This is a genomic window from Flavobacterium sp. KKT103 (assembly GCF_055640565.1).
Genome location: NZ_CM145766.1, coordinates 708,572 through 722,323, shown reverse-complemented (window position 1 = coordinate 722,323; position 13,752 = coordinate 708,572). Strand labels below are relative to the sequence as shown.

The 13,752-nt window shown below is 35.5% G+C and carries 9 protein-coding genes; 4 read left to right on the top strand and 5 right to left on the bottom strand.

Going from position 1 to position 13,752, the window contains the following annotated elements; all coding sequences use genetic code 11:
• Positions 1-11: 11 nt before the first annotated feature.
• From ACZ2G0_RS03090 to ACZ2G0_RS03075, 4 genes are all read right to left on the bottom strand, one after another.
• The gene (locus ACZ2G0_RS03090; RefSeq protein ID WP_470308956.1) at positions 12-1,139 is read right to left on the bottom strand and encodes a glycerate kinase; all 1,128 of its coding nucleotides are present in this window, start codon (positions 1,137-1,139) and stop codon (positions 12-14) included.
• 130 nt (positions 1,140-1,269) lie between these two features.
• Positions 1,270-2,892: a sodium:solute symporter family transporter gene (locus ACZ2G0_RS03085; RefSeq protein WP_470308955.1), complete on the bottom strand. Its 1,623-nt coding sequence runs from the start codon at positions 2,890-2,892 to the stop codon at positions 1,270-1,272.
• Between the two features lie 17 nt (positions 2,893-2,909).
• Positions 2,910-4,220 carry an amylo-alpha-1,6-glucosidase gene (locus ACZ2G0_RS03080; RefSeq protein ID WP_470308954.1) on the bottom strand — a complete coding sequence of 437 codons (1,311 nt, stop codon included), beginning with the start codon at positions 4,218-4,220 and terminating at the stop codon, positions 2,910-2,912.
• 63 nt (positions 4,221-4,283) lie between these two features.
• Positions 4,284-6,890 carry a TonB-dependent receptor gene (locus ACZ2G0_RS03075; protein WP_470308953.1) on the bottom strand — a complete coding sequence of 869 codons (2,607 nt, stop codon included), beginning with the start codon at positions 6,888-6,890 and terminating at the stop codon, positions 4,284-4,286.
• A gap of 160 nt (positions 6,891-7,050) precedes the next feature.
• On the opposite strand from ACZ2G0_RS03075, the gene ACZ2G0_RS03070 reads away from it, so the two are divergent.
• Positions 7,051-8,091: a LacI family DNA-binding transcriptional regulator gene (locus ACZ2G0_RS03070; RefSeq protein WP_470308952.1), complete on the top strand. Its 1,041-nt coding sequence runs from the start codon at positions 7,051-7,053 to the stop codon at positions 8,089-8,091.
• A 99-nt stretch (positions 8,092-8,190) separates the two neighbouring features.
• Here ACZ2G0_RS03070 and ACZ2G0_RS03065 read toward each other — a convergent pair whose 3' ends face one another.
• Positions 8,191-9,138, bottom strand: a complete 948-nt coding sequence (locus tag ACZ2G0_RS03065) for an L-threonine 3-dehydrogenase (protein WP_470308951.1) — start codon at positions 9,136-9,138, stop codon at positions 8,191-8,193.
• Between the two features lie 227 nt (positions 9,139-9,365).
• Between ACZ2G0_RS03065 and ACZ2G0_RS03060 the strand changes: the two genes are divergently transcribed.
• The 3 genes from ACZ2G0_RS03060 to ACZ2G0_RS03050 all read left to right on the top strand — a co-directional run bounded on the left by ACZ2G0_RS03060 (position 9,366) and on the right by ACZ2G0_RS03050 (position 13,731).
• Positions 9,366-9,971: a hypothetical protein gene (locus ACZ2G0_RS03060; protein WP_300288566.1), complete on the top strand. Its 606-nt coding sequence runs from the start codon at positions 9,366-9,368 to the stop codon at positions 9,969-9,971.
• Positions 9,964-13,332 (top strand): transcription-repair coupling factor, encoded by a 3,369-nt coding sequence (gene mfd / locus ACZ2G0_RS03055; protein ID WP_470308950.1) that lies wholly within the window; start codon positions 9,964-9,966, stop codon positions 13,330-13,332. The genes ACZ2G0_RS03060 and mfd overlap by 8 nt, the downstream gene beginning before the upstream one ends.
• Before the next feature lie 129 nt (positions 13,333-13,461).
• The gene (locus ACZ2G0_RS03050) at positions 13,462-13,731 is read left to right on the top strand and encodes a hypothetical protein (RefSeq protein ID WP_470308949.1); all 270 of its coding nucleotides are present in this window, start codon (positions 13,462-13,464) and stop codon (positions 13,729-13,731) included.
• The last annotated feature ends 21 nt before the right edge of the window (positions 13,732-13,752 follow it).

The following is a 13,752-nucleotide window of genomic DNA, read 5'->3' as shown; positions in this document are numbered from 1 at the left end:
TTAGTTGTATTTTAAATTTTAGTATGCTCTTTTATTAGTCGATATCCTAATGCAGTTAAGTGTGTCGCGGCATTTTGCATGGCATCCTCCGTGGTCACTCCCGTTTCCATAATAGAATGAATACTGCTAGGATGTAGATTTTCTTGGATAAGTTTTTCATCTTTTACAATTCCTGATATAATTGAAAAGGGAATTTTATTTTTAAGTGCTCGTTCGCTAATTCCTTTGATTACTTTGCCTTCAATTGTTTGTTTGTCAACAGAACCTTCGCCGGTAATAATTAAGTCAATAGTGTCTTTTAATAGCGCATCAAAACCAGTTTGCTCCATTACAAAATCAATTCCGGATTTTATTTTGGCATCCAAAAAACAAACTGCTCCTGCGCCTAAACCACCAGCAGCTCCAGCTCCTTCAATTGTTGCAACTGATTTGTTGAGGTGTTTTAGAACTTGAGTGCTAAAATGTCGAAGTCCGCTATCTAATAATTGAATTTCTTCTTCTGATGCGCCTTTTTGACTCCCGTAAACATAAGCAGCACCATTTTTACCGAACAATGGGTTTTTGACATCACATACTACGGTGCAGTTGATTTCTTTTGGATCAAATAATAAATGACTGTCCGCAATAGTATCAATATTCAATAGTTCCTTGCCAATAGGATGAACCAACTCATTTTTTGAGTTATAAAGCTGATAACCCAAAGCGGTCGCCATCCCTATTCCTGCATCATTTGTTGCGCTTCCGCCAATGAATAAAACAATATTTTTATATCCTTTTTGAACAGCATCAAGGATGAGTTGTCCAGTACCAAAAGTAGAAGTGTAGTAGCAGTTTTTTTCATTTTCTTCCAATAGTTGTAGTCCGGAAGCATTTGCCATTTCAATATAAGCAGTGTTTGCAGATACTTTATAAGTAGCTTGAATTTTCTTAAACAAAGGATTCATTACAAATACGGAATTGGTTTCTAGTTTGAAATAATTCTGCAATATATCTAATGTTCCCTCGCCACCGTCAGCCAGTGGATGTTTTATAGTTTCAATTAGTGGATTCGCTTTTTTAATTCCATCTTCTATAGCGTTACAAACCTCCATAGCAGACAATGAGCCTTTGAATTTATCGGGTGCGATTAAAACTCTCATTTTGTAATTTTTTTAATTCGTGTATGTAGCAGTAAATAAGATTAAAAAAAGCAGCACAATTTGTTTCCTCCTCATGCTGCACCATTAACCACTCAATGTATTTTATGAATTGAAATACTTTAATTTCAATCTATTTTATAGATGCTAATATATCTGGTAAAGCAAAAGACAAAGCAAGAATTGCAAAGAAAAATATTGTTAATAGTAGTATCTCTTTGGTGAATAAATCTTCTTTGCGTACGGTAAAGACTATATTAGAATCCGTATTTTTTTCTGTTTTATAGATGGCACTTGTTACTAAAGCTAAGGCGAAAGTGATAACAAAACCGGTCAGGTTAAACCAAATCCAGAAAATATCATCAAAAAAGTATTTGATTGTAACGTTGATTAACACACCTCCTACGATTCCCACATTCATTCCAATATAATTCACTCTTTTAACCAAAATAGCGATAATGAAAGTAGCCAAAATAGGTCCGTAAAATTGGGATGAAATCATATTAATCAATTCGATCACAGTGCCTCCATTATTTCCAAAAAGATAGGCCGAAGCAATGCAAACAAAACCCCAAAATACGATGGCAATCTTGGAGAATTTCATGTACTTAACTTGGCTTAATTTTACTTTACCTCTGTTAAATAGATCTTCTACCGTTACCGCTCCTAGAGAATGAATCGTAGCACTCACTGAAGACATCGCAGCCGATAAAATTCCAACAATCAAAATTCCAATCAAACCGTGTGGTAAATATTTCATGATAAACACGGGCAGCATTAAATCTGGTTTGATTCCGTTTTTTAAGAATTCCTCAGGATAATGTTGTTTGGTTACCACAGCAATTTCGCTCATGAAATCAGGTGTTAAATGTACTAATGCCCCAATGATTAATCCCATGATACAATAAGTCAACACCACCGGAAAACGCAATAATCCATTTGTCAGTAATATTTTCTTTGACGAATTTTCATCTTTGGCGGATATTAATCGTTGTGCCTGAGTTTGGTCTGTTCCATAGTATGACATGTATAAAAACAAACCTCCTAGTACCATTGGCAATAGCCCGTAAGTACCTCCATCAAATCCTAGATTAGGAATATCAATTACTTGCAATCTTTCACTATCAAAACCTGTGAAATTTGGGTTTGCTTTTAATAAATCCCATCCGAAATAGATACAAATAAGCAACCCGCCAAAAAGGATTACCATTTGAATGGCGTCACCCCAAACGACTGCTTTCATACCGCCCATATAGGAATACACAATAGTAATAATGGTTATTAAAATAATGGTGTAGTGGAAACTAATGTTCAATACCGATTGCAAAATAATGGCAATGGTATACACTCCAACTCCCGTTGATAATGACCTACTTATTTGAAAAACAATACTGAGTATAATACGAGTAGAGGTTGAGAATCGTCTTTCGACAAATTCATAAATACTTACAATATTTGAGCGATAAAGTGGTGGAACTATAATCAAAATAATTCCAATCATCGCCAATGGCACCGCCAACTCAAAGGTCAACCATTTCATTCCGCCTCCTTGCGCTAAACCAACAAACGCTGGAGCCGAAATAAAACTAATGGCCGAAAGTTGGGTTGCCATTGCGGATAAACTCAACGGAAACCACCCCATGCTTTTTCCTCCAAGGAAATAATCCTTTGCATCTTTGTTCTCTTTAAACAAAAATCCTAATCCTAAAAAAGCAACTAAGTAAACAATAATAACAGTGTAGTCTAACCAGTTCATAATGATTGTTTTATTAATTAATTATTCAGTATATCTAGAAACAAGGCAGCGCTCCAAGAGAAATTCCCTCCTCCGTAACCTTTTGCTCCTTCTGTATATTCTGATTTTCTAGCGTCAAAATACTCGTAGAAACCTACTTTTGTTAGTATTTCAATACTATCTGCTTTTACTCTAGCGGCAATTTCATCATAGCCGTAATCCTTTAAACCATTGTATAAAATCCAGTTTAAGTTAATCCAAACGGGGCCTCTCCAATATTTTTTTGGATTAAAACGCTCACTTGTTGGGTCGAATGAAGCACATAAGTACATGTCGTCACCACCAAATTTAGTCATCATCGTATTAATTATTGTTGCCGCCTGTTCCTTGCTTGGAATTCCAGCAAACAAAGGCGAAAATGATGACGAACTTACAAAACGGATTGGTTTTTCGTTTCTTAAATCATAATGAATATAAGCACCTAATTCGGCATCGTATAGTTTTTCATTAAAAGTACGAATACTTTTTTCTTGCCATTTTTTTAGTTGTGCAACTTTATCGTCGTTCCCACCTATTAATTGATATAAGTTAATCAAAGCATCATTAGATTTAATTAACATGGCATTAAATAAGGGATCTTGAACCAAAAACGGAGATAATTCGGCAATTTTGGCATCGTCATAATTATGCTCTTTTGCAATTTCGATAATGTGCAAATAATGATCGTATTCTCTTTTTGAAGGTCTTTGTGATGCATCAACATGTGTGGTGTCTCTACGTTCAAAAGTATATTCTGGTGGGTTCATAGTCAACCAAATATCATCCCAGATTGGAGAATTATCGGTTCCTGATTCCCAATTGTGGTAGATGTATACTAAACCTTCGTTTTGAGGATCTCTTTTGGTATAAAAATAATGATGATTGTCGTAAACTTTATCAATATTTTCTTTGATGAAGCTTAATACGTCTGCTTTGTCTGTCCCAATTTCGTACATTTTTTCTAATGTAAAACCTAGAACGGGTGGTTGTGTCATTCCTGTCGAAGGATAGGCGTCATTGGACTCTGGATGTAATTTTGATAAATGAAAATCACGTCCTGGAAAGTAACTATCGGTTTCAACATGAAAAACAATATGCGGGATAAATCCATTTCCCCATTGAGAATCTAGAAGCGTTTTCATTTCTTTTTTGGCTTTAGCCATATCATAATGTGCAAAACCGATGGCTATAAAGCCTGAATCCCATTTCCATTGAAATGGATACAATCCTTTGCAAGGAATTGAATATCCTATTTCTTGAAAATTCTCATTTAATATATTTTTGGCTTCTTTAATTAAATCCTTTTCCATATTTTTTATTAAAATAAGAATGCCTTGATGAATGAATACCAAGGCATTCTAGATACTATTGTTTTAGAAAGTAAATGTCAAGTTCATCAAAGCAGTTCTAGGAATAATAGGTCTTCCTACAAAAAATTGCTCATCTGTTTGGTTGTCTCCAAGTCTTGGAGAACCTTCTGTAATTCCAGCAGAATTAAATAAGTTGAAAGATTGAACTCCTATTCTAAGCGTTTCGTTATCCGATCCAACATTGAAAGTATAGCCTAAACTTAAATCAACGATTCCAAAACCTTGCAATTTGATTGTGTTTGCATCATTTGTGAATTTATCACCAGCATAGTTATAATCAAGATTTGCGTCAAAGTTTGATTTATCATATGACAATCCTAGTTTTGTCATTACATTAGGTTGTCTAGCCAATTTGTTTCCTACGAATGTTGGATTGTTTTCAGATTTTGTTAATTCGTGTTTTTGGTAAGTTAAGGTTCCGTTGAAAGCGAATCCTTGGGCAAATCTCCAGTTCCAGGTACTTTCGACACCGTATGATTTGGTGTCTTGTAAATCTACCTTTTCAATAAATCCACCTGCATTGTTTGGGTCATTGATAAATTGAACATTTCTTCTATCAGATAAATTGGCTGAGTATAATGCTACAGTACCAGACAAAGTTCCTTTACCATATTTCAATCCTGCTTCGGCTTGAATGATTTTCTCAGGAGAGTATGTATTTGGATTACCTAGAGCATCAAATTTCACTGAACGTAATTCTGGGAAGAAATACCCTTTAGAAAAGTTACCATAAACGCTAGTACTTGTACTTATTTTGTACAATGCTGCTAATGAAACTGCATAATCACTTGTAGAAACATGCGCACGTTGGTATGCTCCACTTCCCCAAATTACTTTGTCAATTCCGGCAATTCCAGTAGCCGTTGGAGAACCAGCCATATTGTATTCTTTGGTTTTTTCATTTTCAATAGTACCCGAAGCTGTTTCGTGTCTGAATCCGATATCGAAATTCCATTTCTCTAATTTGATTTGATCTGTTAAGAAAAAAGCCAATTTATTACTTGTAATGTTTTTATTAGAATAAGATGTCGCAGTGTTTGTTACTCCGTTTACTGTATAACCAGAAAGGTTTACTAATCCTGGACGGTTGCTGTATTCACTTAAATAACTAGTAGTGATATTCAAATCGCCTGCTGATGATCGAGACATAAATGTTCCCGCTGTAACAGTATGAATTCCCATTTTGTTGATTACTTTAATCTCAGATACTAATTCGTCTAACGGACGAACTCTATCTACAATTCTGTTTTCGAATAAAAGCGCAGAAGCTGGTAAAGCAACACCATTTATAGTGGTGAAATTCCCTGTAGTTAAACCTCTAGTTGCTTTGTATTGATCTTGCGTTTCAACCACTTTTGCACCCGTAATACCGCTACCATCGGTGAAAAAGTTAAATTGATTCTGATATTGAGATTTTCTAATTTTTGCATCAATGCTAAAAGTATCTGAAAAATCATGTACAAAATTGGTCATGAAATAGCCGCCTTTTGTAGCAACACCATCTTTTATATTTGAGGTAAACATTCCGTTTGGAGTAGCATAGGAAATATCAGAAACAGCAGCTGTTTGCAAGGTCAAGATCTCTTTTCCATCATTTCCAATAGGTCTTGTTCTGCTTCCTCCTTGTAATGGGTAAGGCAAGAAGAATTGTACTTTGTCATCAATTACTTGTCCAGAAAATGTAATTGTACTTTTGTCAGTTACCTTTTTTACATTAGCACGTATTTGGTATCCTTCAGTTGGCAATCCTGTTTTGATTGGTCCTTCATCATAACGATAAAACCCTGTTACGGCATAGAATAAATTAGAATCTTTCCCGCCTAATTGACCGCTAGACAAGAAATCTGCTTTGTATCTAGAATTTGTCCCTATTTCGGTTTTCAAAATATTTTTTGGAGTAGCTGAACCTGTTTCACTTGTATAGTTAATAATACCCGCTACAGATCCTGCTCCATATAATACAGATGAACCACCACGAATAAATTCTAGGCTTTTCATACCAATGTCTGTTCTAAAATAAACATCATGAGCCGATGAATTTAGTCCAAAAGTCGCCAAAACTGGCATTCCATCTATTTGCAAAGGATTGAATTGAAATTGTCCTCCAGAAGGTAAACCTCTAACAAAAACATTGGATGCTACCTCACCACCACCATTTTCAGTAGTAATACCAGGTACGCTTCGCAAAATATTAGCTTGGCTACTTGTATTTAATTTTGTTAAATCTTTAGCACTAAAAGAAGTAATCGAAACTGGAGTTTCTTTTTGAGAGCGCTTAACTGATGTTGCTGTCAAAACAACTTCATCTAATGATTCAATACTTTCTTTGAGTATAAAATCAACAGTTGTATCTCCATTGAAATTGGCTGATTTAATTTGTGGAAAGTAGCCAATGTAAGCTATTTTTAATTTTTGCTCTCCAGTTAATTTAGTAGTAAAGGTGTAATTCCCATCCATGTCAGTTGTTGTGCCAACTGCGGCGCCTACAACGACAACATTAGCCATCGGAATTGGATTATTTTTTTCATCTTTTACTGTTCCTTTTACAGTGGTTTGAGAATAGGATATCGTCCCTATTAACAACAAGAAAATTTTTATAAATTTTTTCATTTTGGTTGGTGTTAAATTTTATAACTGGTTTTTTTTTGCTAAGCTATATCGTTTTCAATGATTTAAATACTGAAAAAGTACCGAAACTTACCGCAAACGTTTGCGGTAACGTTTGCAATGGAAAATAAATTTAATATATTTGTTATTATATTGCTAAAAAATGAGAAAGAAAAATATTGTTACTTTAAAAAAAATGGCTTTTGACTTAGGATTGTCTATTTCAACGGTTTCTAGGGCGCTGAATGATCACATCGATATTAGCGAAGAGACTAAGGAGCGAGTAAAAGCGCATGCTACAAAAGTAAAATATGCTCCTAATTTATTTGCAAAAGGTTTTCGCTCCCATAAGTCAAATATAATAGGTGTAATTATTCCCAATATTGAGCATCAATTTACGGCAACTTTATTAAAAGGAATTATTTACAATGCTGATTTAAACGGATATAAAGTTATTATTTGTGAGTCTTTTAATAATGAACAAAAACAAACAGCTCTGTTAGAAACGATGGTACAGTTTGGTGTTGATGGCGTTCTATTGTCACTAGTCAAAAAAAACACCAATGTTGACGATATTTTGGAGATGATGCAGCATATTCCGTTAATATTATTTGATAGAGTATCGGCAAAAGTACCTTGTACGCAAATTGTTATTGATGATGAAGAAGCCGCCTTTAAAGCGGTGGACCATTTAATTAATATTGGTAAAAAAAGAATTGCCATTATTAAGGAAACCGAAAGTTCTATTTTGTCCGAAAAACGATTTGCAGGATACCTGAAGGCTTTAAAAAAGCATCAAATAGAACTAGATGAAAGTTTAATTATGAGTTGCGACAGTGTCACTATCGAAGAAGGTAAAAAACTTGCGAAAGTGTTAGTAGGGTTACAGCACAAACCCGACGGAATATTTGCTATCACTGATGAAGCGGGAATAGGTGCGATGCAAGTATTAAAGAAAAATAAAATAAAAATCCCAGAGGACATTGCAGTTGTGGGATTTAGTAATTCGGTCTATTCCACAATAATAAGTCCTAAGCTGACAACGATCGATCAACCTGGAAATAGGATTGGAGAAGTAGCTATCAAATATTTAATAGATGAAATAAATAGTGATACCGTTATTAACTACAAAACAATTGAAATAAAAACAAACCTTATCGTTCGTGGATCTACTTTTAAATCTCCTAAACGAAAATTAAAATAAAAAAGAAATGAGGCAATGTGGTTAAAAGTCACATTGTTTAAAAAAGGAATTCCTAAAAATAAAACGCCGCAAAACCTAAATTTTGCGGCATTTTGAATTTTAAATACTTTTACTCAAATTCTCCAACATATCTTTAGTCATCGATTCGAGATCAAATTGATGTTTCCATCCCCAATCAGCTCTGGCGTTGCTATCATCAATACTTGCAGGCCAGCTATCAGCTATTTTTTGACGGAAGTCAGGCTCGTAAGTAATCGTAAATTCAGGAATGTGTTTTTTGATTTCGGCAGCAATCTCCGTTGGGGTAAAACTCATTGCCGCCAGGTTGTAGGACGAGTGAATTTTGATATCTTCAACTGGCGCCTGCATAATTTTTATGGTCGCCGCAATAGCATCGTCCATATACATCATTGGCATTTTAGTCTCGGATGACAAGAAGCATTCGTATTTTTTATCAGCCAAGGCTTTGTGAAAAATATCCACGGCATAATCTGTGGTTCCACCACCAGGAGGCGACGACCAGCTAATTAAACCAGGATATCTAATGCTGCGCACATCAACTCCAAATATATTATGGTAGTACTCACACCATCTTTCACCCGCTTGCTTACTGATTCCATAAACCGTAGACGGTTCCATGATGGTATATTGTTGGGTGTTTTCTTTAGGAGTTGTAGGTCCAAAAACAGCGATGCTTGAGGGCCAGAATATTTTTTTGATCTTTCCGGCTTTCGCCAAATTCAGAACGTGAAACAACGAATTCATATTTAAATCCCAAGCAAAAGCAGGGTTTTTCTCGGCAGTTGCTGATAATAATGCAGCCATTAAATACACATCGGTAATTTGATGTACTTCTACCAAATGCTCAATTTGATTGAAATCTAAAGCATTGATGACTTCAAAAGGTCCGGCATTAACCACGTCAATATTTAATTTGCGAATATCAGAAGCAATGACATTTTCAGTTCCGTAAATTTTTCTTAAGGACTGTGTTAACTCGGTGCCTATTTGTCCACAAGCACCAATAATTAGGATTTTTGTACTCATTTTTAGATTGATTTTTAAGGAGCTAAGATAACGTTTTCGTATTTATCTAAAGCACTCGGTCTGGAGTTTGTTAATTGTACAATCAAAGACTTAAAAACAGTGGTTTATTTTGCTTTTTTTACTTTTCAACTGCAAAATACGCATGGATTAGAAGGAAATGGTAATTACTGCCTTCCAATCTATAATTATAAATTTACTTCGTAACTTTGTACTTTAACGAAAACACAATGAAATTTAAATTCTCCTACCTCTTTTTACTTTTTGTTATTCTGGCTTCTTGTAAGGACGATAATCTTAAACGAGATGCCGAAAATGCCAAAGACGCCAAAAAGAAAGAGGTTATATTTTCGAACATCAATAAAGGTTGGGTTTTTTATGACACACCTATAAACGAGGTAGCCGAATCGAGTGTGGCCACCTGGTCACAACTGCGTTTGTTTATTGCTGAATTGGCTCAAAAACCTAAAAAAACCATTGGTGCTTTTCAGCAAAAGTCGACTGCAATTTCTAAAAAGGCAATGGCTCTTAAAGATAATATTCCAGTACAATTTGATGTGCCTCCCATTAAAAGTAGAATATCCGTATTGATTACTAAAGTGCGAATGCTAGATTTATACATGCATCTCGATAAAATTCCGGATGATAAAGTAGTATTTTCGATCACTGAAATCAATAAAGAATTAGCCTCCTTACAAAGGCAAATGGATAAGATAGTAGAGAAAAGTAAAATTCCTGTAGAACAGGGAGAATCTGAATTAATAAAAATGCTAGATCCCGCAAGAGCAATTCCTTCGAATCCAGCATTAGACCCAAACATTCCAAGAGTTGAGTAAAGCTGCCCTTTTTAAAATATTTGAGAGTTCCCCTAAAATCCAGCAAATTGCAGACCGTTTGCAGGAAACGAATCCGGTTAAATTACATTTGGACGGCTTGATTGGTTCGTCGATTTCAATTGTACTTCAATCGCTTTTTAAAAAAGCCGAACATCCCTTTTTGATTGTTTTGAACAACAAAGAGGAAGCGGCTTATTACCTCAATGATCTGGAACAATTGATTGGGGAACAAGACGTGTTGTTTTATCCTGGATCCTTTCGTCGTCCTTACCAAATAGAAGAAACGGATAACGCTAATGTTTTATTACGTGCCGAAGTACTCAATCGCATCAATTCGCGCAAAAAACCAGCCGTAATTGTAAGTTATCCTGAAGCCCTATTTGAAAAAGTGGTAACGCGAAAAGACTTAGATAAAAATACACTTAAAGTCGCGGTGGGTGATAAAGTGTCGATTGACTTTATCAACGAGGTGTTGTTTGAATACGAATTTAAGCGCGTTGATTTTATTACCGAGCCAGGAGAGTTTTCGGTTCGAGGCGGAATCGTAGATGTTTTTTCGTTTTCGAATGATAATCCCTACCGAATCGAGTTTTTTGGTGATGAGGTCGAAAGCATTCGTTCATTTGATGTGGCAACACAATTATCAATCGAAAAGCAAAAGAAGATTACCATTATACCAAATGTAGAAAACAAAATTTTTCAGGAAAACAGAGAGTCTTTCTTGGATTATATTTCTGAAAAAACGGTTTTGTTTATTCAAAATACCGAGGATTTTTTAGGACAACTCGACAAACAATTTGTCAAGGCCGAAGAAGCTTTTGAGAAACTGTCTAAAGATATCAAGCACGCTACACCTGAGCAATTGTTCTTAAACCAAGCGAGTTTTATCAAGCGAGCTTTGGATTTCTCAATCGTCGAATTGAGTTCGAAAGCCATTTTTAGAACTACGAAAAAGTTTGAATTTCATATTCAGCCGCAGCCGTCTTTCAACAAGCAATTTGATTTGTTATTGAATAATTTAAGTGAAAATCATTTTAATGGGTACAAAAACTACATATTTTGCTCGAATGAGGCACAAGCAAAGCGTTTTCACGATATTTTCGAAACTTTAGACGAAGCTAATTCTGAGAATGTCCGCAAACAATACCATACCATTGTTATGCCTTTGTACCAAGGTTTTATCGATGAGGAAAATCAAGTTATTTGCTACACCGATCATCAAATTTTTGAGCGTTACCATAAGTTCAACATTAAAAATGGCTATTCTAAAAAACAGAATATTACTTTAAAAGAGCTAACTACTCTCTCTGTAGGCGATTATGTAACGCATATCGATCACGGTATTGGTCGTTTTGGTGGATTGCAAAAAATCCAAGTCGAAAACAAAACGCAAGAAGCCATTAAGTTGGTTTACGCTGATAATGATATTGTGTACGTAAGCATTCATTCGCTACATAAAATCTCTAAATACAACGGTAAAGACGGCACACCGCCTAAAATATATAAGTTAGGATCGAATGCTTGGAAGGTTTTAAAGCAAAAGACCAAAGCGAGAGTCAAGCACATTGCCTTCAACTTGATTCAGTTGTACGCCAAGCGACGATTAGACAAGGGCTTCCAATTTGCACCTGACAGTTACTTACAAAATGAATTAGAAAGTTCGTTTATATACGAAGACACACCGGACCAAATGAAATCGACAGCGGAGGTTAAAGCCGATATGGAAAGCGACCGACCAATGGATCGATTGGTTTGTGGTGATGTAGGTTTTGGAAAAACCGAAGTAGCCATTCGTGCAGCCTTCAAAGCGGTAGATAACAGTAAACAGGTAGCAATATTAGTGCCTACTACGATTTTAGCTTACCAGCATTACCGCACTTTCACAGAGCGTTTAAAAGACATGCCGGTTTCTATTGGGTATTTGAACCGTTTTAGAACAGCCAAACAAAAAGCAGAAACACTTAAACTATTAGCCGAAGGGAAATTAGATATTGTAATTGGTACACACCAGTTAGTGAATAAAAATGTAGTTTTTAAGGACCTAGGATTGCTAATTGTGGACGAGGAGCAAAAATTTGGTGTGAACGTAAAGGATAAATTAAAAACGATCGCTGCCAATGTAGATACTTTGACATTGACTGCAACGCCTATTCCAAGAACATTACAGTTTTCGTTGATGGCGGCACGTGATTTGTCAGTAATTACAACACCTCCGCCCAATCGTTATCCTATTGAGACGAATGTGGTAGGTTTTAGTGAAGAGCTAATTCGCGATGCGATTTCGTATGAGATTCAGCGTAACGGACAAGTGTTTTTCATCAACAACCGTATCGAAAATATTAAGGAAATCGCGGGAATGATTCAACGTTTGGTTCCTAATGCACGCGTAGGTATTGGTCACGGTCAAATGGACGGAAAGAAACTAGAGGAATTAATGTTGGCTTTCATGAACGGCGAATTTGATGTTTTAATTGCTACCACAATTATCGAAAGTGGATTGGATGTACCCAATGCGAATACTATTTTCATCAACAATGCGAATAATTTCGGATTGTCTGATTTGCATCAGATGCGAGGACGTGTAGGTCGAAGCAACAAAAAAGCATTTTGTTATTTCATTTGTCCGCCCTATTCTGCGATGACCGAGGATGCTAGAAAACGAATTCAAGCCCTGGAGCAGTTTAGTGAATTAGGAAGTGGCTTTAACATCGCGATGAAGGATTTGGAGATTCGTGGTGCAGGAGATTTATTAGGTGGTGAGCAATCAGGGTTTATCAACGAGATTGGTTTTGATACCTATCAAAAAATCATGAACGAAGCCATTGAAGAATTAAAAGAGAACGAATTCAAAGATTTATATCCCGAAGAGAATAATATTGAGACTAAGGAATATGTAAAAGACTTGCAAATTGACACCGATTTCGAGTTGTTATTTTCTGATGAGTACATCAACAATATCAGCGAGCGATTGAGTTTGTACAATGAATTAGGCGCTGTTAAAAACGAAGAAGAATTAATTGTTTTCCAAAATAAATTAATTGACCGTTTTGGACCTATGCCACCGCGCGCTATTGCTTTGATGAACAGCATTCGAATTAAATGGATCGCTACGGGAATCGGAATCGAGAAGCTAGTGATGAAACAAGGCAAGATGATTTGTTATTTTGTTTCGGATCAACAATCTGATTATTACCAGTCCAAACGTTTTAGAAAGGTATTGGATTTTGTACAAAAACATACAGATATTTGTAAAATGAAAGAGAAACAAACGCCGAATGGATTGCGCTTGTTGCTCACTTTTGACGATGCAAAAACAACTAGAAAAGCATTAGAAAAGATGCAGATGTTAGGTGGGGAATAATATTTCAGTTTAAAAACAACAATTGTTCACGAAGCATAAGTCAAAACTGATAAAATCAAGTTAAAACATTAGACACGAGTAGGTTTGGGTCTTTCAATTTTATTATATTTGATAAAAAAAACACTGGACATGAATATTACAGCCGAAAAATCGTTTTTGATTGACTTGCTTCAGAACAGCACCGATATTGAATTTCTTAATAAAGTAAAACGTTTTATTTTGAAAGAAGTCGAAGCCAATGCGCCTTCGAATAAAGAGAATGATGTGTTTCAAATGGATCTCTCTACAGATATTAATAATGTCGAAAAAGAGAGTCCGCTAGAGGTTCAGAAAATGATTGAATTTTGGACGGATTATACGCAGTATTTTAGATCCGCACCCAAATTAGATTCTAAATAAAAGTATCCAATAATATGCAAT

Bases quoted from the DNA above. Each gene is read 5' to 3' on its own strand.
- ACZ2G0_RS03050 (WP_470308949.1), top strand. From the start codon at position 13,462: ATGAATATTACAGCCGAAAAATCGTTTTTGATTGACTTGCTTCAGAAC.
- ACZ2G0_RS03060 (WP_300288566.1), top strand. From the start codon at position 9,366: ATGAAATTTAAATTCTCCTACCTCTTTTTACTTTTTGTTATTCTGGCT.
- ACZ2G0_RS03080 (WP_470308954.1), bottom strand. From the start codon at position 4,220: ATGGAAAAGGATTTAATTAAAGAAGCCAAAAATATATTAAATGAGAAT.
- ACZ2G0_RS03090 (WP_470308956.1), bottom strand. From the start codon at position 1,139: ATGAGAGTTTTAATCGCACCCGATAAATTCAAAGGCTCATTGTCTGCT.
- ACZ2G0_RS03085 (WP_470308955.1), bottom strand. From the start codon at position 2,892: ATGAACTGGTTAGACTACACTGTTATTATTGTTTACTTAGTTGCTTTT.
- ACZ2G0_RS03075 (WP_470308953.1), bottom strand. From the start codon at position 6,890: ATGAAAAAATTTATAAAAATTTTCTTGTTGTTAATAGGGACGATATCC.
- ACZ2G0_RS03070 (WP_470308952.1), top strand. From the start codon at position 7,051: ATGAGAAAGAAAAATATTGTTACTTTAAAAAAAATGGCTTTTGACTTA.
- ACZ2G0_RS03065 (WP_470308951.1), bottom strand. From the start codon at position 9,138: ATGAGTACAAAAATCCTAATTATTGGTGCTTGTGGACAAATAGGCACC.